Consider the following 21,061-nt stretch of genomic DNA (forward strand, 5'->3'; position numbering starts at 1 on the left):
AATCCATGAAAAAGCATATTGTAATACTTATCGTTTTTTGTAGCCTTTTTTTAACACATGCCCAAGATAAAAAAAGACCGAAAGTAGGTCTAGTCTTAAGTGGTGGTGGAGCTAAAGGCATGGCACACATTGGTGCCTTAAAAGTGATAGAAGATGCCGGCATAGAAATAGATTATATTGGGGGCACTAGTATGGGAGCAATCATAGGTGGTCTTTATGCTGCTGGCTATACTGCTTATGAACTGGACTCTATTTTTAAAAGCACCAACTTATCACTACTTATCCAAGATAAGTTACCAAGAGACGCTAAAACCTTTTATGAAAAGGACGATGCCGAACGCTACACCTTAACCCTTCCTTTTGATAATTTTAAAGTAAGTTTTCCGGAAGGTATTTCTGGCGGACAAAACATTTATAACGAGTTTGTCAAACTTCTCTACCATGTTAAAGATGTCGACAATTTTAATGAGCTCCCAACCCCCTTTTTATGCATAGCCACCAATATAGAAACAGGGAAAGCTGTACTTATGGACCGCGGTTATTTGCCAGAAGCTATGATGGCCAGTGGCACACTACCATCTCTCTTTGAACCTTCAGAAATTGATAATCAGATTCTAATAGATGGTGGAGTTGTTAATAATTATCCTATTGATGAAATTAGAGCCAAAGGAGCCGATATTATTATTGGCATAGATGTACAGGATGATTTGGCCGTGAGAGAATCACTTTCTTCTGCAACAGACATCTTAATGCAAATCAACAACTATCGTACAGCAAACGATATGATTAAAAAGAAAGAGAAAACAGACATATACTTAAAACCAAACATCAAAGAATTTTCTGTTATTGATTTTGAAAAAACTGGTAAAATTATTGAACGTGGAGAAGTGGCCGCTAAAGCACAATTAAATCAATTAAAAGCCATTGCTGAACAACAAAATACAGCAACTAAAACCAAGGTTAGCAAAAGCGTAAAAGATAGTCTTACCATTAACAGATTAATAATCAAAGGTAATGAAGCTTATACCAGAGGCTACATCAAAGGAAAATTAAGATTTACCTTAGGTAATCAAATAACCTTTGACAAGCTACAACAAGGAATAGGAAATTTAGCTGCTACTAATAACTTTAAAGCTATACGATACAAACTTACTTCTAACGGATTAGGGACGGACTTAACACTCTTTTTAAAAGAAGACCCCACAAGAATGTACATTAAAATGGGAGCGCATTATGATGATTTGTTTAAAAGTGCTGCGCTTATTAACCTAACACGTAAAAAACTATTTTTAAAGGATGACGTCGCTTCTTTTGACCTAATCGTTGGAGACCACATACGCTATAATTTTCAATATTATTTAGACAAAGGATTTTATTGGAGTTTTGGGATTAACTCTAACTTCGCCAGTTTTGATGAAGAGGTAAATTATGATATTATACGTAGAAATTTTGACTTTGGAGCTAATCAAAATTTAAGTGAAATACGTTTAGATTTTTCAGATTTAACCAATCAAATCTATGTTCAAACCGTCATCAGAGAAGAATTTGCTTTTAGGATGGGTCTAGAGCATAAACATTTAAAATTTAGTACCACCACTTTAAACAACCTGCCCCCTACAAACAATCAAGTAGAAGAGAACGCCATGCAAGACCGTGTGTTTTTTGAGAAGAGTGACTATATAAGCACCTATGGTAGACTTCGTTTTGACACCTATGACGATAAATATTTTCCCACGAGAGGTTTATTCCTAGATGGTGACTTTCACTACTATATATACTCTAGTGATTTTAATAATAATTTTAAAGACTTTTCTGTTACTAAAGGGAAGCTAGGTATGGCACTCCCCTTATTTCCTAAACTATCGCTAACACTAGAATCCGAAGCTGGCTTTAAACTAGGAACGGCAGGCGTATCTTCTTTTGATTTTATTTTGGGCGGCTATGGCAACCAACCCATTAATAATATAATTCCCTTTGTAGGGTATGATTATGTGAGTTTAATTGGTAATAGTTTTATAAAAGCAGGCGCTCGCTTAGATTATGAGTTCAGTCCAAAAAATCACCTGCTATTTATGACCAATTTTGCTAACGTAGCGGACGATTTATACCGTACTGGAGATTGGTTTACAGCACCAGACTATTCTGGTTTTGGTATTGGTTATGGTCTAGAATCCTTTTTAGGCCCAGCACAAATACTCTATTCATGGACACCACAGCAGAATGACGGCACCCTATTTTTTAGTATAGGCTATTGGTTTTAGGCTATTTTTTAGCAACCTTTTTACAAAAAACACTAAAGCTTTCTAAAATTCTCAATCTTTTGGTTAAAGTTGGTTAAAAGCTAAAAAGCAATCTAATACCTGCCGTATCTTTGTTGGCATAAGGGGTGGTTCCCTTATAACTTTAAGTATTGGTTTTTCATAATTTAAAGTTTGGTTGGTTATTTAGAAAAAGCTCTAGTGAACACACTAGGGCTTTTTTTATGCAATAGTTTGGTATAAGTTTTGTTTAATTAATTGTAAATCGGTTATTGATAGCCCTGATTTTTATAATTTTAATATACAAACTGCTCCAATAATGAAAAAGATTCTCCTATACCTTTTGCTTTGTACCGTAAGCTTAAGCTACGCACAACAAACACCTGCTTTTAAAACTGGGGAATGGTTAAAATTCCGGATACATTATGGGTTTCTAAATGCCAGTTATGCTACGCTGCATTTAAAATCTGACGAGTTAAATGGTAAACCTGTATACCACGTAGTTGGGAAAGGAAAAACAACTGGTTTTGCCAGCATCTTTTTTAAAGTTGATGATACCTATGAAAGTTACTTTGGCAAAACAGATAGCAAACCCTACAAATTCATAAGAAAGATAGATGAGGGGGGCTACACTAAGGATATAGAAATAGCCTTTGATTATAGTACCAAAAATGCCATATTAACAGACCACAAAAACAAAAAAGAACTAGATATACCTATCCATAATGATATTCAGGATTTATTATCTGCTGCTTATTATCTAAGAAGTAAATACAACTTTGACCACTTTGATGATGGACAAACGTTAAATATGGACATGTTGTTTGATGATGATGGTGTTTTTCAGTTTAAATTAAAATATTTAGGTAAGGAAATCTTAAAAACCAAGTTCGGAAAAGTAGAATGTCTTAAATTTAGACCTTATGTACAGTCCGGTCGTGTTTTTAAGGAACAAGAAAGTCTTACCCTTTGGGTAACCAATGACCTAAACAAGATTCCGGTCCGTATCAAAGCTGATTTGGCCGTTGGTTCCCTTAAAGCAGATTTAGACGCATACAATGGCTTAAGAAATCAGTTCAAGATTATTATGGATTGATTGTATAATTGCCAATGAACAACGAAGAAAAAATCGCTTCGCAAATAAACAAACTAGAAGAAAAATTTAAAGATTCTGGCCAAGACCTTAGCTCCTATTTAGACGGTCTCTTATACCAACGTTACCTTACTTACTGGGACTACATACATTTAGACACATTATTAAGTCTGCAGGTACCTAGAACTCATTTTCCTGATGAGGAAATTTTTATCATGTACCACCAGATTACCGAGTTATATTTTAAATTAATATTACACGAGCAAAAGCAATTGGTAGATGACCGTTCTAATGAAATTGCTTTTTTTATAGAACGTACGCAGCGCATAAACAATTACTATAAAGCTCTGATATCTTCTTTTAGCATCATGATTAATGGCATGCAAAGAGAGCAATTTTTACGTTACAGAATGGCATTGCTACCCGCTAGTGGATTTCAGTCTGCGCAATATAGAATGATAGAAATTTATGCTACATCGTTGAATTTATTGGTGCATCAAACAGAACGGAACAATTTTACACAAGAGACGGATATAGAAAAATTATTTGAACATATTTATTGGAAAAAAGGAGCCACGGATAAACAGACAGGCGATAAAACGCTGACATTAAAGCAATTTGAATATCGTTACACTCCAAGACTTGTACGCATAGCCAAACAAGTACAAGACCGTACCATTTACCATAAGTATCTTAACCTTTCTAAAGCTGCTAAAGAAAACAAAACCTTAATTGCAGAATTAAAAAAATTAGACGTCAATGCCAATGTAAATTGGCCTTTAATGCATATGGGTTCTGCATACCGCTATTTAGCTAAAGACAAAGCTACCATAGATGCTACTGGCGGCACTAACTGGAAGGAGTTTTTACCCCCTAGTTTTCAAAAAATAATATTTTTCCCAACTTTGTATTCCAATCAAGAATTGGAAAACTGGGGCAAAGAGTGGGTAGAACACCAATTTAACCCACAAAATTCAGAGGTATAGTATGTATAAATATTGGGGAACACTATTCGCCGCACTGGTTGTGATGGCATCTTGTAAGGACGATAAAAAGGAAGAACTACCAGAAGACCTTACAGAAATGACTATTGAAGAACCTGTTAATACCCAATACGGTTTTGACTTTGATGCCTATGAAGTAGTGCACGATACGGTACGTAGCGGAGATAGCTTTGGCGAACTAATGCTAAAAAACCATGTAGACTATCCTAAAATTGTTACAATCTCTGAAAAATTTAGAGACACCTTTGATGTTAGAAAAATTAAAGTGGGTAAACCTTACGTAATTCTTAAATCTAAAGATAGTGTAGCTAAAGCACAAATTTTTATTTACCAGAACGATAAAATAAATTACACCGTAGTAGATATGCGGGATTCTGTAGTTGCTTATCGTGATAAAAAACCGGTCCGTTTTATAGAAAAACAAGTTGCAGGCACTATTAAAAGTAGTCTTAGTCAGACTTTGGATAGCCTGGGGGTAGATTATGTAATGACTATTAAGTTATCTGAAGTGTATGCATGGACCATAGACTTTTTTAGACTTAATGAAGGTGATAAGTTTAAATTAATTTATGATGAGCGCTATATAAACGACACAATCTACGCCGGTAGTGGACCTATTAAAGCTGCTTATTTTGAACACAAAGGCCGGCCAATCTACGCCTTCCCTTTTGTGTCAGATTCCTTAAAGCAAATAGAAGACTATTACGACCAAGATGCTAACAACCTAAGAAGCACATTTTTAAAAGCACCTATTAAATTTGGGTATCGTATATCTTCTAGATACAATTTAAAACGAAGAATTGCGTATTACGGTTATAAAGTTCGCCCACACAAAGGAACGGATTATGCAGCTCCTATAGGCACGCCAATTATTGCAACCGCAGACGGGACGGTTACCGAATCTAGAAGAAGAGGTGGCAACGGAAAATACGTTAAGATAAAACACAATGGCACTTATAGCACGCAATATTTGCATATGAAAGCACAAAAAGTAAAAGCTGGCGAGTTTGTAAGACAAGGCGATGTTATTGGGTGGGTTGGTATGACTGGGAACACAGGTGGCCCGCACGTATGTTACCGTTTTTGGAAAAATGGAAAGCAAGTAGATCCTCTTAGAGAAAAATTACCTACAGCAGAGGCCTTAAAAGATTCCTTAAAAACAGAATACTTTAATTACATAAAACCCCTACGCGCACAATTAGACAGTTTAGAAGCTGGTAGTGGGGAGCAAGAAGAATTAATAACCTTTAACGATACTAATGGCACTACCCAAAATTGACCCAACGCAAACAAAAGCATGGCAAGCGTTAGGGGAACATTACCACCAAATTAAAGACATCCATTTAAAAAGTTTGTTTGCAGAAGATGCAGATAGGACTACCAAGCTTTCCTTGCAATGGCAAGATTTTTATGTGGACTACTCTAAAAACCGAATTACACCAAAAACCAAAGAACTTTTATTACAGCTCGCAAAAGAAGTAGAGCTTAAAGCGGCTATAGACGCTTATTTTGGTGGTGAAATTATAAATGAAACCGAGGGTAGGGCCGTATTGCACACTGCACTTAGAGCCAAAAAAGATGCTACAGCTAAGGTAGCTGGAGAAAATGTAATTCCAGAAGTTTACCAAGTAAAAGAGCAAATAAAAGCATTTTCAGAAGCAGTTATTTCTGGGGAGAAAAAAGGGTATACGGGTAAAACGTTTAATACCGTTGTTAACATTGGTATTGGTGGTTCCGATTTGGGACCGGTAATGGTTACAGAAGCATTAAAATTTTATAAAAACCACCTTAAAACGTATTTTGTTAGTAATGTAGACGGTGACCATGTAAATGAAGTGTTGAAAGAATTAGACCCAGAAACTACTTTGTTTATCATAGTGTCTAAATCTTTTACAACCCAAGAAACGCTAAGCAATGCAGAAACCATCAAAGCATGGTTTTTAAAGCACGGAACACAGACAGACGTAGCGTTACATTTTGCTGCTGTTTCTACCAATACCAAAATGATTGATGCTTTTGGTATAGCAGATGAAAATGTGTTTCCGATGTGGGATTGGGTAGGCGGTCGTTTTTCCTTGTGGAGCGCCGTAGGTTTGTCTATTGCTTTAGCATTAGGTTATGAGCATTTTGAAGCACTATTAGATGGTGCTCAAGAAATGGACAGCCATTTTAAAGAAGCCCCTTTAGAAGAAAACCTACCCACAATTTTAGGTTTACTTACCGTATGGTATAATAATTTCTTTGGAGCAGATACAGAGGCAGTAATTCCATATACACAGTATTTGCATCGCTTCCCGGCCTATTTACAACAAGGTATCATGGAGAGTAATGGTAAAAGTGTAGCCCGTAATGGAGAACCTATACCCTACCAAACCGGAAATATTGTTTGGGGTGAGCCAGGCACCAATTCTCAGCATGCTTTCTTTCAATTAATACACCAAGGAACCAAGTTGATTCCCGCAGACTTTATTGGCTATAAAAAATCTTTGTACGGAAATACAGACCATCATAATAAGTTAATGGCAAACTTCTTTGCCCAGACGGAAGCTTTAATGAATGGTAAAACCTTAGAAGAAGTCACTGCCGAATTGCAAAGCCAAGGGCTACAGCAAAAAGACCTAGATAAATTGGCACCGTTTAAGGTATTTGATGGTAATAAACCTACGACCACCCTATTAATTGACCAACTAACACCCAAAAGTTTGGGTGCATTGATAGCCCTTTACGAGCATAGAATTTTTGTGCAAGGTGTTGTCTGGAATATTTTCAGTTATGATCAATGGGGAGTAGAATTAGGCAAGCAACTTGCTAAAACCATATTAAACGACATAGAAAATCCACAAATTGCTAACCACGATAGCTCAACTTTATCACTTTTACAAAAATTTAAGGATTAGTTAGCCTACCATAACATTAAAAAATGAGCTTAAACCCCCTATTTCAGGGGGTTTGCTGTTTTTACCACCTACGTAACTTAATAATTTCTTAACATTGGTCTTAGCATAATGACAGACTTTTGCAACGCTAATTGAACAATTAAACACAGTAAAATGAAAAGAATTTACTTAGCATTAGTGGCAATTTTTATGACCACTATTGCATTTGCGCAAGGGGTGACAACCTCAAGCATGCAAGGAGTAGTTACAGATCAATCTGGAGAAATCCTTTTTGGAGCTAACATTGTAGCTACACATACACCATCTGGCACCGTCTATGGGGCTATTACTAATGAGGAAGGTAGGTTTTATCTTCCTAATCTTAGAGTTGGAGGCCCTTATAAGGTAACAGCTTCTTATGTAGGCTTTCAAGAACGCTCATACGAAGGTATCAATTTAGGATTAGGCCAAAGTTTTAATCTGAAAATAACTTTATCAGAAGGTTTAGAATTAGAAGAAGTTGTAATTACTTCTCAACAAGGTGAAATTATTGACCCAGATAGAACTGGACCTTCCGTAAACCTTTCAAGGGAAAAAATTGATGCTCTTCCGACAATAAGCAGAAGTATCAATGATTTTACAAGGTTAACTCCTCAATCTAATGGAACATCATTTGCGGGCACCTCTAGTCGTTTTAATAATTACACAATTGATGGAAATATATACAATAATAATTTTGGGCTAGGATCTGGTCAATTTGCAGGATCAAATCCAATTTCATTAGATGCTATCGAAGAAGTTCAGGTTAATTTAGCGCCCTACGATGTTAGATTAGCAGGTTTTACTGGTGCATCCGTTAATGCCGTTACTAAGTCCGGTACTAATCAATTTAAAGGTTCCGTGTATTATTTTCTGAGAAATGACCAAATGCAAGGAAACAAGTTAAGAAATATTGAACTAAATCGTGGTGATGCCCAAAATGATATAAAAGGTATGTCCCTAGGTGGTCCGATACTTAAAGATAAATTATTCTTCTTTGTAAGCTATGAAGAGGAATCGGAAGCCGTTCCAGGATTTACCAGACAAGCATCTAGACCAGGATTAAGTCCCGATGGACTTACTATATCGAGAGTTCCTGCGTCTGAATTAGATTTTGTAAGTGAAAGTTTATTCAATTTATATGGTTACGCTACTGGGCCTTACGAAAACTACCCTTTCTCTTCTGAACAGACTAGATTTAATGCTCGTCTAGACTTTAACATGAATCAGAATAATAAATTCTCGTTGAGATACAATAGATACGATTCATCTTCTGATGTTAGTATCAATGGTAATTCCAACCGTTTTTTACCAACTCGCTACAGAAATACCAGACGATCTAACATTGAGGCAATGACTTTTGCGAATGCTAATTACACCAATGACCGTCTAGTTGAATCATTAGTTGGTGAGTGGAACGCAAAAGTATCAGATAACATGTCTAACCAACTAAACATTGGTTACACCTCCATTACCGACCCAAAAAGGGGAATACCCGGTGGTCAAGCTTTTCCATTTATTGAAGTATTAGAACCCGATGCATCTGGAAATTTACTATATTATACTGCATTAGGAAATGAACTTTTTACAGTAGGTAATTTATTAGAAAACAATGTTTTCAACATAACTGATAATTTTTCAATCTATAAGGGTAAACACACCTATACTATAGGTGCTAACTTGGAATTAATGTCTTTTAAAAATGCATTTAATCCTGTTTTTAACGGCTTTTATAGATTTACCAGTTATGATAGTTTTGTAGAAACTGTAATTAACCAAACTCCAGGAGCTTATCCTGATGCATTCGCTAAAAGTTTCGCTTTAGATGGCTCTACGACACCACCAGTTGATGAAACCAATTTTGGGCAATTTGGCGTATATTTCCAAGATGAATTTCAGGTAAACGACAATTTTAAGGTAACAGGTGGTTTAAGAATCGACTTTCCATTTTATTCCACAGATATTCCAAGAAACGAGTTATTGGATGATTTAAACAAAACTTTTACCGATCGGGAAGGCAATACGTTTACACCTGACGTAAGTCAATTTCCTAAAGTTCGTCCACTTTGGTCTCCAAGAGTTGGATTTAATTGGGATGTTAACGGTGATGGAAATACCCAATTACGTGGAGGTACTGGTATCTTCTCAGGACGTATCCCATTTGTGTGGTTAAGTAATCAAGTTAATGGATCAGGTGTAGTACGTGGCGGACTAGGATTTGAAGGTGAGGAAGTTGAAGAATTTTTAGGTCCAGATTATGTTTTTAACCCAGACGTAACATTCGGTAATCCTACCAATCCTAGTCAAACTCTTTCTAATGAACTAAATTTGACTGATAGAGAATTTAAATTACCACAAGTCTGGAGAACTAACATAGGAGTTGACCACAAACTACCTTGGGGAATTACAGGAACTCTAGATTTTATCTATTCCAAAGATATCTCTACACCTATAGTTTATAATCCAGTTTTGAGAGAGGCGGACGGTAATTTATCTGGCCCGGACCAGAGACCATATTGGGATGGTGGTTATTCTAGTGATGAAGATTTTAGAAATGTTTTTTACTTAACTAATGCTGAGAAGAAAGCAGATTACTACTCTTTTACAGCTCAATTGCAAAAACAGTTTGATAACGGTTTCTACGCCATGATAGCGTATACTGCATCAAGAGCAAGAGATTTAGATGCATCTGGAGGGTCTCAAGCAGGTTCCCTGTGGACAGCCACAGTAAAAGAAGATAGAAATAATCCAGATTTAGGATTTGCTTCCTTTGATCAACCTAACAGATTCGTAGCAAATTTAAATTATCAAACAGATAAAACTACTATTGCTTTATTCTGGCAAGGGGGTGAAAATGGCCGTTTTAGTTATACGTACTCTGGCAACTTTGGAGATAATTCTAACCGCTTAATGTATATTCCGAATGAAGCATCAGAACTAAATTTTGAAGAATATACTGCTGGAGGTAATCTTATTACTGAACAAGCTCAAATAAATGCTTTAAACAACTATATAGCACAAGATGAATACCTAAGTGAAAATAAAGGTCAAGTCGCAGAAAGAAACGGGGCAAAGTTACCATGGATAAATCGTTATGATTTGAGAATTACACAAGACATTCATATAACAGAAAATGCTAAGAACAAGATTCAACTTTCAATGGACTTCTTAAATGTAGGTAACATGTTCAATTCTGATTGGGGTGTTCCTCAATTTACTTTCCAGAATAATTTGTTAAACTACAGAGGTAGAAATGAAAATAACGAACCTGTTTATAGATTAAATACAGTTAGTGGAACTTCTGATTTGCCTACAGAAACATATAGACCTTCTAGTAGTTTATCAGATACTTGGAGATTACAAGTTGGTATTCGTTACCTTTTCAACTAATCCTAAACACATATAATTTTAAAAACCCCTTGCTGCCGCAAGGGGTTTTTTTATGACATAAATTGTTTACTTTTACACCACAAACTAACAACATGGAAATCGTAAAGAACCTTCATTCTTATTTAGCTTACGTAGTATTAATCATTCTTATTTTAGCCGTTGCTAACGCTCTTATAGGTTGGTTTAGTAAAAAAGAATTCCGTTTTGAGAAAGACCTTCGCATTAGTCTTTTTGCACTAATCATGTCTCATATTCAGTTGTTGATTGGCCTAATCCTATACTTTGTTTCTGCCAATGGTTTTAAGGCCGTACAAACCCTAGGCATGGGTGGTTTAAATTCTGCTGCAAGACTGCTTGCTGTTGAGCATCCGTTTATTAATATAATTGCCATTGTTCTTATCACCATAGGCTGGTCTAAACACAAAAAGACAGATGATTCTACTACAAAATTTAAGCGTATAGCTATTTTTTACGGTTTAGGACTACTTGCTATACTTAGTAGAATTCCTTGGGGACAGTGGTTTTAAAATAGAAGATTAGTCCGTTTACTCTTCCTCTTTTAGTAAAAACGCATAGACCGGAAAGTGGTCTGCAAAACCTCCGTAATAGGTGGTACCCACGTAAGTCCTAAACGGATATCCTTTGTAATTTCCTATGCTTGTATGTAAGTAGCTCGGAGAGAATATACCTGCTTTCCAAAAAGCGTAAGATTTAGTATTCTTTGTCACCAAATTAGGAGTTAGTAATATCTGGTCAAATAGATTCCAGCGGTCTCTATAGGCTAAGGTTCCTAAACCCCTTTTGTACATCCTTTCCATAGGATTAAACATAGAAAGACTATCTAACTGTGAGACTTTACCTTTGGACCTCAGCACTTTTTTGATACTATCATCTCTTGGATCATCATTAAAATCGCCCATCACTATAATTCTTGCATTAACGTCAAAACGACAAATACTATCTTTTATCTTTTTGGTGAGTTCTGCAGCTTTTATTCGGTTTGGTCTACTTCTAGTCTCCCCACCACTCCTAGACGGCCAATGATTTACCAAAAAATAAAATTGTTCCCCATCTAAAAGTCCTCCTACTACTAACTGGTCTCTGGTATAATCCCGATAGCCATCCGCATTAAACAAAAGCAATCTATGGCTTTTAAAACTTGTTGGTAAAAAGGATGAGTCTTTGTACAGCAAGCCTACATCAATACCACGCTCATCAGGAGAATCAAAATGTACTACTTTATAGTTTTTGCTCTGTAATAATGGTGTAGTCAGTAAATCTTGTAATACTTGTTTTGTTTCAACTTCGCAAACACCTAAGATATCTGGTGAGTTCCCAGAAACGTCTTTACCAATTTCTGAAATTACCTGAGCTATATTCTCTAATTTTCTTTGATAACGCTCTTCTGTCCATTGGTATTTACCCTCCGGTGTTCTATCATCATCATACACCAAACTATCATTCTTAACATCGAATAAATTCTCAAGGTTATAAAATGCCACCGTACGTATCCTATAATTCTTTTTTTGCTGACCTATGCCTGTATACCATCCCAAAAAAAGAAAAATAAAAAGTATTCTCATATGCACAAATTACATTAAATGTCGCATTATCAATATTATAATTTAAAAATATTTTGTATCATTATTCTTCACACTAACCATACATGCCTGTTCAACGAGTACTTTTAGCTCTTTTGTTTTGTTGTTATTTTGGCCACACCCAAGAACAAAAAATCTATGGGAAAATAGCAGCTACTCAGCAGAGCTTGCCCATTGCAAATGCGTCAATACGTATTGAGAACACTGAGTTGAGCACTAATTCTGATGTCAATGGTGCATTCTCTTTGGCCATACCTCCCATGGAAAGCTACATCATAAGTATAAGCAAAAATGGTTATGAGCCATTACGCTTACCTATTACCGTTGGCACAAAACCATTAGATTTAGGAACATTGTTTCTTCTTAAAGATGTACAAGTAGAAATTATAACCAATTTAATATCCCTAACCGATAGTGAACTAGAAAATGGTGAGGAACAAATAGATTCGAATCAAGGTTTGCTCCAAGCCACTAAGGATATTTTCTTAAGACGCGCTGCATTCGATTTTGGCCAAGCTTTTTTTAGAGTAAGAGGATATGATAGCAATCAAAGTATGGTACTGTTCAACGGTATGCCCATGAACCGTGCTTTTGACGGTAGGCCCCAATGGAATACTTGGGGAGGCTTAAATGATGCTACCAGAAATCAAAGCTATACCAATAATCTTTCGCAAAATAATCTAACTTTTGGGGGACCCTTAGGGACAACCTCTATTAACACGAGACCGTCTGCGTTAAGACAAGGCTCTAGAGTTACCACTTCTTTTTCTAATCGTACTTACAGTAGCAGATTAATGGCAACCCATGTAGGTAGTTTTTCTGATGATAAGTTTTCTTTTGGACTTTCGGGTTCTGGAAGATGGGCTAAAGAAGGCTATCTAGACGGCACCTTGTACAACGCATATTCATTTTTTGGAGCATTAGAATACAAACCAAATATTGAGCATAGCTTTTTAGCAACTTTTATTGCAGCAAAAAACAAAAGAGGTAGAAGTGCAGCACTAACCCCAGAAGTAACCAACTTAACCTCAAGAACATACAATCCTTATTGGGGATTGCAGAACGGTAAAATAAGAAACTCTAGAGAACGAGATATTTTTGAACCTTTTTTACAACTTAACCATTTTTACTCCGGCAAGAAAGTATCCCTTACCAGTGGTTTTTTTTACCAAAATGGGTACCACAAGCGTAGTAGATTGGCTTATTTTAATGCTCCAAATCCTGACCCTACCTACTACCGCTATTTACCAAGCTTTTACATCAATAACCGTATTGGTGCAGATTTTAGTAATGCCGATTTAGCTAGAAGTGGTTTTTTAGCACAGCCACAACTTAACTGGAATCAAATTTATTTAGCAAATAAAAGCAGTAATCAAAATGGTAAGGCAGCATACGTACTTTTGAATGATGTACAGGACGAAAATATTCTTGGGATAAGCACAACCGCTAATATCACTTTAGCTCCACAACTAAAATTGGACTTTGGCGCCAATTTCTTTCAACATTCACTTCAAAATTATGCTCAGCTAAAAGATTTACTTGGTGCCGATTATCATTTAGATATAGACCCTTTTTCTAACACTTCAAATAACACACTAAGCACACCTGAAGTAAAAGAAAATGCCGTTTTTGGATACCATTATAAAACTAGGGTAAACAACTTATCTGGTTTTATGCAACTATCTTATTCCTTTTCTAAATGGTCAGCTTTTGTATCTGGAAAGCTAGAGCAAAAGACCTCCCAACGGACAGGTTTTTTTAAAAACGAAAGGTATCTAAACAACTCTCAAGGCGATGGAAAAAAGGTAAATTTTACTACTTATGGTCTTAAAGGCGGATTGGCATATCAAATTAATGGTAGACATCTTCTAGAAGCACAAGGATTGTTGTCAACCAATCCCCCAACCTTACAAAACACCTATATCAACCCAAGAGAAAACCACTTAATAGTACCCAACATTACTAGTGAAAAAATTTCTAGCATCAACCTAAATTATCAGCTACGTTTGCCCGACGTTACGGGACGCTTATCTACCTATTATACCCGATTTCAAAATGGTACAGATATAAACTATTTTTACGTGGATGCAGGTGTGGGGTCCGACTTTGTACAGGAAACAATAACCCAACTAGATAGACTACACAAGGGGATAGAACTAGGTTTTACCTTTACACTATCACCACAAGTAAAACTTACAACAGCCGCCAACTTTGGCAACTACACTTTTGCCAATAACCCCAATGTAACCATAAACTTTGATACCGCTGGGGCAGAAGAAGAACTTATTAATTTAGAAGGTAATTTAGATTTAGGAAAAGCTCAATTGCAAGGGTTACGATTAGCACAAGGTCCACAAACAGCCCTATCTATTGGCTTAGATTATAGAGACCCAAAGTATTGGTGGATTGGTGCCTCCGCCAATTATCTAAGTGAAAACTACATACAGCCCAGTACCATACTAAGAACACGGAGCTTTTTGTTAAATCCAGATACTACTCTTCCCTTTGCAGATGCTACACCAGAAAAAGTCCAAACCTTACTAAAACAACAACCTTTACCTTCATTTTACCTCTTAAACCTGATTGGGGGTAAATCTTGGCTAATTAAAGACTGGTATATTAGTGCATTTGTAAGTATCAATAATGTATTTGATGTTGCTTATAGTACTGGTGGCTATGAACAAAGTAGAAACGGAAATTTTAGGCAATTGCAAGAAGATAATTTAAGAGACAATCCTTCTTTTGCTCCTAAATATTGGCAAGGATTTGGACGCACATATTTTCTTAATCTGTCGTTCAGCTATTAATTGCTGCCTAGTATCATTTTTTAATTATATTTAAGACTTCTAAAAACAAACATAAATACCGATGAAAAAATTAATGCTTTTTTTGGCCTTGGGTGCATTTTTAGCAAGCTGTGGCGACAAGAAAGAGAAAAAAGAAGATGGCTTTGAGGTCACTAGAGCTAAAACCGAAACCAAAAAAGAGGAAGCTACTGGAGGGGTACCTGTAGATTTAGACAACAAAGGTGTTGGTCCTATCGAAAATGTAGACTTCGCTGATGAAATAAATCAAGAAATGGCTGCTCGTGGCGAACAAACATTTAGTTCTGTGTGTGTTGCTTGCCATATGGTAGACAAACGTATGATTGGCCCTGCCATGAAAGGTGTTTATGAGCGTAGAAGTCCAGAATGGGTTATGAATATGATATTAAATCCTGATGGAATGCTAAAAGAAGATCCAATTGCAAAAGCATTGCTAAAAGAATATAATAATGCAATTATGCTAAATCAAAATCTATCTAAGGATGAAGCTAGAGACATAGCGGAGTACCTTAGAACCTTATAAAGTATACTAATAACCAATTCTTTGAAAAGCTGTTATCAATCTATAAATTGGATTAGGTAACAGCTTTTTTATTTTTATATTCTATGAAACTACACCAATCTTCCTTTATAGTAATCTTAAGCTTCTTTATATTCTCTTGTAAACAAGAAAAGAGTAAGCAATACGTAAATGCACGAATTGAAGAAGATATATCTTGGCACCTTAAGGATTTAGATAAAGATTCTGTTCCGGGCATTTCTTTGGAGCGACTTTATAGTGAATATGACTTAGAGGATAAGGGACAAGAGGTTGTGGTAGCTCTAATAGATAGTCAAATTGACCTGTTCCATGAGGATATCAAAAACCAAATCCATATTAATTCAGATGAAATACCAAACAACGGTATGGACGATGATGGCAATGGCTATATAGACGATATTAATGGGTGGAATTTCTTAGGGATTGATAGGTACAACTCCATTAAATACACCAACTATTCGGACACTAGATTTATAAATGCTTATCAGAGCCGTTTTAGTGGCATAGATTCAACTCAAATACAACCTGAGGACAAAGAACTTTATCGGATGTATCAGTTTGCTGTCGAACAGCACGAGAATAGAAAAGAACAAGAAGAAATTTCCTATGCTACAAGCGATGATTTTTATCAAATATACAGAAACCAATTAGCACTCTTATCCGATAGAATCCCATTAATCGATGGATATACCAAAGAAGAACTAGACACCGTAACCTTCAATAATCGCGAAGAAGAAGTGGTTCTCCTTAATCTAAAGATGTTTTTAAAAAATGGCGTTTCATTCAAAGAATTACAACGGGAAGAAAGATTATATTGGATTAAGAAATCCACAATAAATACCATAGGTTATAACGACCGGTTAAAACTTAAGGAAAAGGCAAATGACCTTAGTGATTTAAACTATGGTAGCAATTTGGTTCATTCAAACAATGAGGAAGACCATGCCACCCAGTTGGCTGGTATAATCGCAGCCGAGAGAGGCAATGGACTGGGTATTAGGGGGATATCAAATAAAATAAAAATCATGCCTTTGGCTATTTGGGCAGAAGAAGGAGGGGAAACCGAAAAAGACTTTTATGCTGCCGTTAAATACGCTGTAGACAATGGGGCCAAAGTTATAAATTATAGTAGTGGGTCAAGACTTCCGGTTCATCCAGAATATTATTATAAAGCTCTTGAATATGCCGAACAACACGATGTATTAGTTGTAATAGCCTCCGGGAACAGTGGTGATGATGTTGATTCAAAAACCATATTAAAATATTACCCCATAGATTACAATGATAAAGGGAAAACTTTAAACAATGTATTACACGTTTCTGCTTCAAATGAGAACCCAAAACAAGTATTCGCCGAATGGGCCAATATAGGTGCTGAAAGCGTGGATTTATTGGCACCTGGTGAAAACATTACTACTACCACAAAGAGAGAGGCCAAATACTTTCCAGGGAATGGTGGGACATCTGTTTCTGCAGCCATAACATCTGGAGTGGCTGCCATGCTAAAATCGCATTTTCCAAAATTATCCGCAAAAGATTTAAAACATATCCTTATGGACAGTGGAACATCTTATGATATGGTGGTCAATACCTATGCAAAAGATAGTATTCCATTTTCCAAGATTACAAGATCAGGAAAAGTACTCAATGCTTATAGCGCCTATAAGATGGCAGAAGAATTATATAAATCTAGCTTATGAATCTAGAAAACAACAAAGCCAACGCTATTGCTTTTTACAGAACGGCATACATGGGCAATCCTAAAGAGGCCTTTAATTTGTATGTTGGAAAAACCTATATACAACACAACCCTGATGTTGAAGACGGTAAAGCAGGATTTATAGCCTATTTTGAAAGAATGCAACAAGAATATCCTAATAAATCCATTGAATTTGTAAGGTGTATTGCGGAGGGCGATTTGGTAGCTCTACATACGCACCAAAAATGGCCCGGTAACGACCAATATGTTACTATGGATTTTTTTAGGTTTGATGATGACGGTAAAATTGTTGAGCATTGGGATGCCATACAACAAATACCTAAAACTTCTGCCAACCCTAACACCATGTACTGATGCGATACCGTGTTAAAAAACTTCTGTTTACTACCAAATTTATGCTACTATTATTCACCACTATGGCGCAAGAACCACTACCCTACGCTTCCGTACCAGAAGCAGAAGAAAACTATAGCGCTGGAGCCATAGTCTCTAGGACTATAGACGGATTAGGATTTAGATATTATTGGGCCACAGAAGGTTTAACCCAACAAGACTTAGTATTTTCTGCCGCAGATGATACCCGCAATATCCTGCAAACACTTGAGCATATTTTAGAACTGTCTAAGGCCGTCCGTAATGCTGTAGAACAGCGGCCTAATGTACGGCCGCAAGTTTCTGCTAACTACACGCTGGAACAACTGAGAATAGAAACCCTAACCAATTTAAAAATAGCAAGCCAAGCTTATAAGAATGCAAGTGACAAAGCATTTAATAATTTTGATGTTGTTTTTAAAAGAGGTGAAAAGACTATTCCCTTTCCGTTTTGGAATTTAGTAAACGGGCAACTGTCCGATGCTATTTACCACACCGGACAAATTGTTTTGTTACGGAGAATTGCAGGCAATCCCATAAACCCAAAAGTCAATGTTTTTCTGGGAAAACTGAATGAGTAACTTTTAAAAAGTATCAGAAACTACTTTGTATGTTGGGTCTTCTAAAACGTTTACTTCTATAATACTATCAGCGTTCTGCAATAACCTTCTACAATCCTTACTAAGATGCTTTAAGTGTACTTTTTTACCAGCCTTAGCGTAACGCTCGGTAATTTTATGTAATGCCTCTATTCCAGACATGTCTGCTACTCTACTCTCTTTAAAATCAATAATCACCTCTTGTGGGTCGTTCTGCACATCAAATTTCTCTGCAAATAAAGTTGTTGAACCAAAGAAAAGTGGTCCGTAGATTTCATAATGCTTCACCCCATTCTCATCTACATACTTGCGAGCACGGATACGCTTTGCATTCTCCCAAGAATAAGCAAGTGCAGAAATAATTACTCCTAATAACACGGCAACTGCTAAGTTGTGTGTAATAGCCGTAATTAAGGTCACTAAAACCATTACAATAACATCAGAGGTTGGCATTTTACCAAAAGTTTTAAAGCTGGCCCACTCAAATGTGCCAATAGCTACCATAAACATTAAACCTACAAGCGCTGCCATTGGCAAACGTTCAATAAGGCTACTGCCAAACATGATAAACACCAATAGCATCACCGCTGCTGTAATACCAGAAAGTCTTGCTCTAGCACCAGATGATGTATTAATTAAACTCTGGCCAATCATAGCACAACCACCCATTCCAGATAAAAATCCAGAAAAAATATTACCAATACCCTGTGCTACACATTCTTTATTACCCCTACCTCTAGTCTGGGTAATCTCATCAACAATATTTAGCGTTAGCAAACTTTCTATAAGTCCAACGCCTGCAACAATTGCAGCGTATGGAATAATTATTTTAAATGTAGCCCAAGTAAGGGGTATCTGCGGAATAGACAAGGGCGGAAATCCACCTTTAATGGTTTCCCCTTCTCTCATAATATCAGCGACCGTTAAGGTATTCACTCCAAAGCCAAGCACAATGGCAGAAACTACTAGTATCGCTACCAAAGACGAGGGTACAACCTTGGTTAATTTTGGCAGTCCCCAGATAATCAACATGGTTAGCAATGTTAAACCTAACATTATAAACATGGGGCTACCCGTCATTAATTGACCTGTTTCTTTATTATAAAAATTAGGAAACTGTGCCATGAAAATGATAATGGCCAAACCATTTACAAAACCAAACATTACCGGTTGCGGTACCAAACGGATAAATTTACCCAAGCGTAGTACCCCGGCTAAAATTTGCAAGGTCCCTGCAAGAATTACCGTGGCAAAGGTGTAATTTAAAATGGTCATGGGCACAATGCCCGGAAAGGTATTCTTTAATTCTAAAATTAAACCCACAAAAATTACAGCAACAGCGCCGGTAGCACCAGAAATCATTCCTGGTCTACCCCCTAAAATAGAAGTCACCAAAGCCATTACAAAAGCGGCGTATAATCCTGTTAGTGGTGAAAAACCCGGAATTAATGCAAAAGCTATTGCTTCTGGAACCAACGCTAATGCCACCGTTAATCCTGATAGTATTTCTGTTTTATAATCTACTTTCTGACTAAAATCGAAAAGGTTTAGGTACTTTTTCATGTTTCCTAATTAAGCCGGCAAAATTACTACTAAATGGCGGTTTAGCCAGAAATGGGTTCATTTTTAAGAATTTGATAATCTAAGAACATCATGATTAGACATTTATAACACATTTAGCATAAAGATAAATCAGAAAGCAACTAATAAAACTCCTAAAAAAAACCGCCCCGTGCAAACTTATAGCTGCATCGAGGCGATTTCTAACTAAATAACCAACCAAAAAACGTTTATATAGTCGGCAAGGATATTAGCGCCTTACAGACTTCTTTGACGGGTCACGCTCATTTTTCCGTAATTAGATTTACTGCGTTTTTTGCCCGTTTTATCATCAGATTTTAAATATTGTATGTAGCCTCTTCCACTAAATTCGTACACCGTTTGGCTATCTACATGGTACAACTCTATCGTACTATCATCAATAACGTAAAACTCAAAGTATTCATTGCCCAGATAGTCATAATCGAGTGTTAAAGTTTTTAAATCGATATCATTAGTGTTGTACACACGGTAGTCTCCTTCGTAATCCCAATATAGATTATCTGGGTGTGTACCTGGAGCATCTTTAGACGACTGAAAATTTAGAACATCACCCCCAAAGAACCTTAAGTAAGATTCTTCGTCAAACTCATTTAGCGCTCCTGCCTCACTTGTATAAGTTTTCTCCCAAGCTTCGTACTCTTGTAAAAAATAATCTAGATTTTCATAAAACAAACGGTCGTAATCAAATCTATTTCTTTGGTAACCATCTACAAAATAACTAGTTCTAGTACTTGGGCTGTACAATTCCATACGGTTATCGCCTACAACATAAATATCTAAATAATAGGTACCATAAACATCATGGTTCACTTCTACTTGCCCACTCCCTGTAGCATAGCTACCTACGTCCACGCCCAATCCATTCCCTGTTTTTCCCAGACCTACTATGTTATTATTAGCATAAACAACACCGTTCCTAAACGTAAGGGTAAATGCGTTTTGTAAAAATGGCACCTCTCCACTCCCGTTTGTGGCATTGATATCTACATACCACAAGTCAAAATCTTGCAGAGCTGCATCTGTGTTAAATGGAGATTCTACAATATAGTCCTCATCTAAAATAACTTCTGTATAACAAGAAGAAAGGAGTACGAGTCCTAATAATCCTAAAAGTAATTTCTTTGTTCCCATGTGTTTTCGT

15 protein-coding genes are annotated in these 21,061 nt (G+C 36.5%); 12 read left to right on the forward strand and 3 right to left on the reverse strand.

Annotated features, from left to right (window positions below; translation table 11 throughout):
- Positions 1–5: 5 nt before the first annotated feature.
- From HCO57_RS09905 to HCO57_RS09935, 7 genes are all read left to right on the forward strand, one after another.
- Positions 6–2,261 (forward strand): patatin-like phospholipase family protein, encoded by a 2,256-nt coding sequence (locus HCO57_RS09905; RefSeq protein WP_167988902.1) that lies wholly within the window; start codon positions 6–8, stop codon positions 2,259–2,261.
- 316 nt (positions 2,262–2,577) lie between these two features.
- Positions 2,578–3,354, forward strand: a complete 777-nt coding sequence (locus HCO57_RS09910; RefSeq protein WP_167988903.1) for a DUF3108 domain-containing protein — start codon at positions 2,578–2,580, stop codon at positions 3,352–3,354.
- A gap of 14 nt (positions 3,355–3,368) precedes the next feature.
- The gene (locus tag HCO57_RS09915; protein WP_167988904.1) at positions 3,369–4,337 is read left to right on the forward strand and encodes a tryptophan 2,3-dioxygenase family protein; all 969 of its coding nucleotides are present in this window, start codon (positions 3,369–3,371) and stop codon (positions 4,335–4,337) included.
- Position 4,338: 1 nt separating this feature from the next.
- Positions 4,339–5,634, forward strand: a complete 1,296-nt coding sequence (locus HCO57_RS09920) for a peptidoglycan DD-metalloendopeptidase family protein (protein WP_167988905.1) — start codon at positions 4,339–4,341, stop codon at positions 5,632–5,634.
- Positions 5,615–7,252 carry a glucose-6-phosphate isomerase gene (gene pgi, locus HCO57_RS09925; protein ID WP_167988906.1) on the forward strand — a complete coding sequence of 546 codons (1,638 nt, stop codon included), beginning with the start codon at positions 5,615–5,617 and terminating at the stop codon, positions 7,250–7,252. Before HCO57_RS09920 ends, pgi begins: the two co-directional genes overlap by 20 nt.
- Before the next feature lie 153 nt (positions 7,253–7,405).
- Positions 7,406–10,660, forward strand: coding sequence for a carboxypeptidase regulatory-like domain-containing protein (locus HCO57_RS09930; RefSeq protein ID WP_205729025.1), 3,255 nt, complete (start codon positions 7,406–7,408; stop codon positions 10,658–10,660).
- A 92-nt stretch (positions 10,661–10,752) separates the two neighbouring features.
- Positions 10,753–11,187, forward strand: a complete 435-nt coding sequence (locus HCO57_RS09935; RefSeq protein WP_167988907.1) for a hypothetical protein — start codon at positions 10,753–10,755, stop codon at positions 11,185–11,187.
- Positions 11,188–11,205: 18 nt separating this feature from the next.
- Here HCO57_RS09935 and HCO57_RS09940 read toward each other — a convergent pair whose 3' ends face one another.
- On the reverse strand, positions 11,206–12,243 hold the full coding sequence (locus HCO57_RS09940) for an endonuclease/exonuclease/phosphatase family protein (RefSeq protein ID WP_167988908.1): 1,038 nt from the start codon (positions 12,241–12,243) through the stop codon (positions 11,206–11,208).
- An 83-nt stretch (positions 12,244–12,326) separates the two neighbouring features.
- Between HCO57_RS09940 and HCO57_RS09945 the strand changes: the two genes are divergently transcribed.
- From HCO57_RS09945 to HCO57_RS09965, 5 genes are all read left to right on the forward strand, one after another.
- Entirely contained in the window at positions 12,327–15,068 is a 2,742-nt protein-coding gene (locus HCO57_RS09945; RefSeq protein WP_167988909.1) for a carboxypeptidase-like regulatory domain-containing protein, read from the forward strand.
- Positions 15,069–15,129: 61 nt separating this feature from the next.
- Positions 15,130–15,609: a c-type cytochrome gene (locus HCO57_RS09950; RefSeq protein ID WP_167988910.1), complete on the forward strand. Its 480-nt coding sequence runs from the start codon at positions 15,130–15,132 to the stop codon at positions 15,607–15,609.
- Between the two features lie 83 nt (positions 15,610–15,692).
- Entirely contained in the window at positions 15,693–17,327 is a 1,635-nt protein-coding gene (locus HCO57_RS09955; RefSeq protein WP_167988911.1) for a S8 family serine peptidase, read from the forward strand.
- On the forward strand, positions 17,324–17,701 hold the full coding sequence (locus HCO57_RS09960; protein WP_167988912.1) for an ester cyclase: 378 nt from the start codon (positions 17,324–17,326) through the stop codon (positions 17,699–17,701). Before HCO57_RS09955 ends, HCO57_RS09960 begins: the two co-directional genes overlap by 4 nt.
- Before the next feature lie 41 nt (positions 17,702–17,742).
- A complete protein-coding gene (locus HCO57_RS09965) occupies positions 17,743–18,300 on the forward strand; it encodes a DinB family protein (RefSeq protein ID WP_167988913.1) in 558 nt (185 codons plus the stop codon).
- A gap of 3 nt (positions 18,301–18,303) precedes the next feature.
- On the opposite strand, the gene HCO57_RS09970 is transcribed toward HCO57_RS09965, so the two are convergent.
- The gene (locus HCO57_RS09970; RefSeq protein WP_167988914.1) at positions 18,304–19,881 is read right to left on the reverse strand and encodes a SulP family inorganic anion transporter; all 1,578 of its coding nucleotides are present in this window, start codon (positions 19,879–19,881) and stop codon (positions 18,304–18,306) included.
- Between the two features lie 255 nt (positions 19,882–20,136).
- Positions 20,137–21,051 (reverse strand): nicotinic acid mononucleotide adenyltransferase, encoded by a 915-nt coding sequence (locus tag HCO57_RS09975; RefSeq protein ID WP_167988915.1) that lies wholly within the window; start codon positions 21,049–21,051, stop codon positions 20,137–20,139.
- Between the last annotated feature and the right edge of the window lie 10 nt (positions 21,052–21,061).

Source organism: Croceivirga sp. JEA036 (assembly GCF_011882165.1).
Lineage (GTDB): Bacteria > Bacteroidota > Bacteroidia > Flavobacteriales > Flavobacteriaceae > Croceivirga.

Excerpts from the sequence above, each read along its gene's own strand:
- HCO57_RS09905 (WP_167988902.1), top strand. The coding sequence starts at position 6 with ATGAAAAAGCATATTGTAATACTTATCGTTTTTTGTAGCCTTTTTTTA.
- HCO57_RS09910 (WP_167988903.1), top strand. The coding sequence starts at position 2,578 with ATGAAAAAGATTCTCCTATACCTTTTGCTTTGTACCGTAAGCTTAAGC.
- HCO57_RS09915 (WP_167988904.1), top strand. The coding sequence starts at position 3,369 with ATGAACAACGAAGAAAAAATCGCTTCGCAAATAAACAAACTAGAAGAA.
- HCO57_RS09920 (WP_167988905.1), top strand. The coding sequence starts at position 4,339 with ATGTATAAATATTGGGGAACACTATTCGCCGCACTGGTTGTGATGGCA.
- pgi (WP_167988906.1), top strand. The coding sequence starts at position 5,615 with ATGGCACTACCCAAAATTGACCCAACGCAAACAAAAGCATGGCAAGCG.
- HCO57_RS09930 (WP_205729025.1), top strand. The coding sequence starts at position 7,406 with ATGAAAAGAATTTACTTAGCATTAGTGGCAATTTTTATGACCACTATT.
- HCO57_RS09935 (WP_167988907.1), top strand. The coding sequence starts at position 10,753 with ATGGAAATCGTAAAGAACCTTCATTCTTATTTAGCTTACGTAGTATTA.
- HCO57_RS09940 (WP_167988908.1), bottom strand. The coding sequence starts at position 12,243 with ATGAGAATACTTTTTATTTTTCTTTTTTTGGGATGGTATACAGGCATA.
- HCO57_RS09945 (WP_167988909.1), top strand. The coding sequence starts at position 12,327 with ATGCCTGTTCAACGAGTACTTTTAGCTCTTTTGTTTTGTTGTTATTTT.
- HCO57_RS09950 (WP_167988910.1), top strand. The coding sequence starts at position 15,130 with ATGAAAAAATTAATGCTTTTTTTGGCCTTGGGTGCATTTTTAGCAAGC.
- HCO57_RS09955 (WP_167988911.1), top strand. The coding sequence starts at position 15,693 with ATGAAACTACACCAATCTTCCTTTATAGTAATCTTAAGCTTCTTTATA.
- HCO57_RS09960 (WP_167988912.1), top strand. The coding sequence starts at position 17,324 with ATGAATCTAGAAAACAACAAAGCCAACGCTATTGCTTTTTACAGAACG.
- HCO57_RS09965 (WP_167988913.1), top strand. The coding sequence starts at position 17,743 with ATGCTACTATTATTCACCACTATGGCGCAAGAACCACTACCCTACGCT.
- HCO57_RS09970 (WP_167988914.1), bottom strand. The coding sequence starts at position 19,881 with ATGAAAAAGTACCTAAACCTTTTCGATTTTAGTCAGAAAGTAGATTAT.
- HCO57_RS09975 (WP_167988915.1), bottom strand. The coding sequence starts at position 21,051 with ATGGGAACAAAGAAATTACTTTTAGGATTATTAGGACTCGTACTCCTT.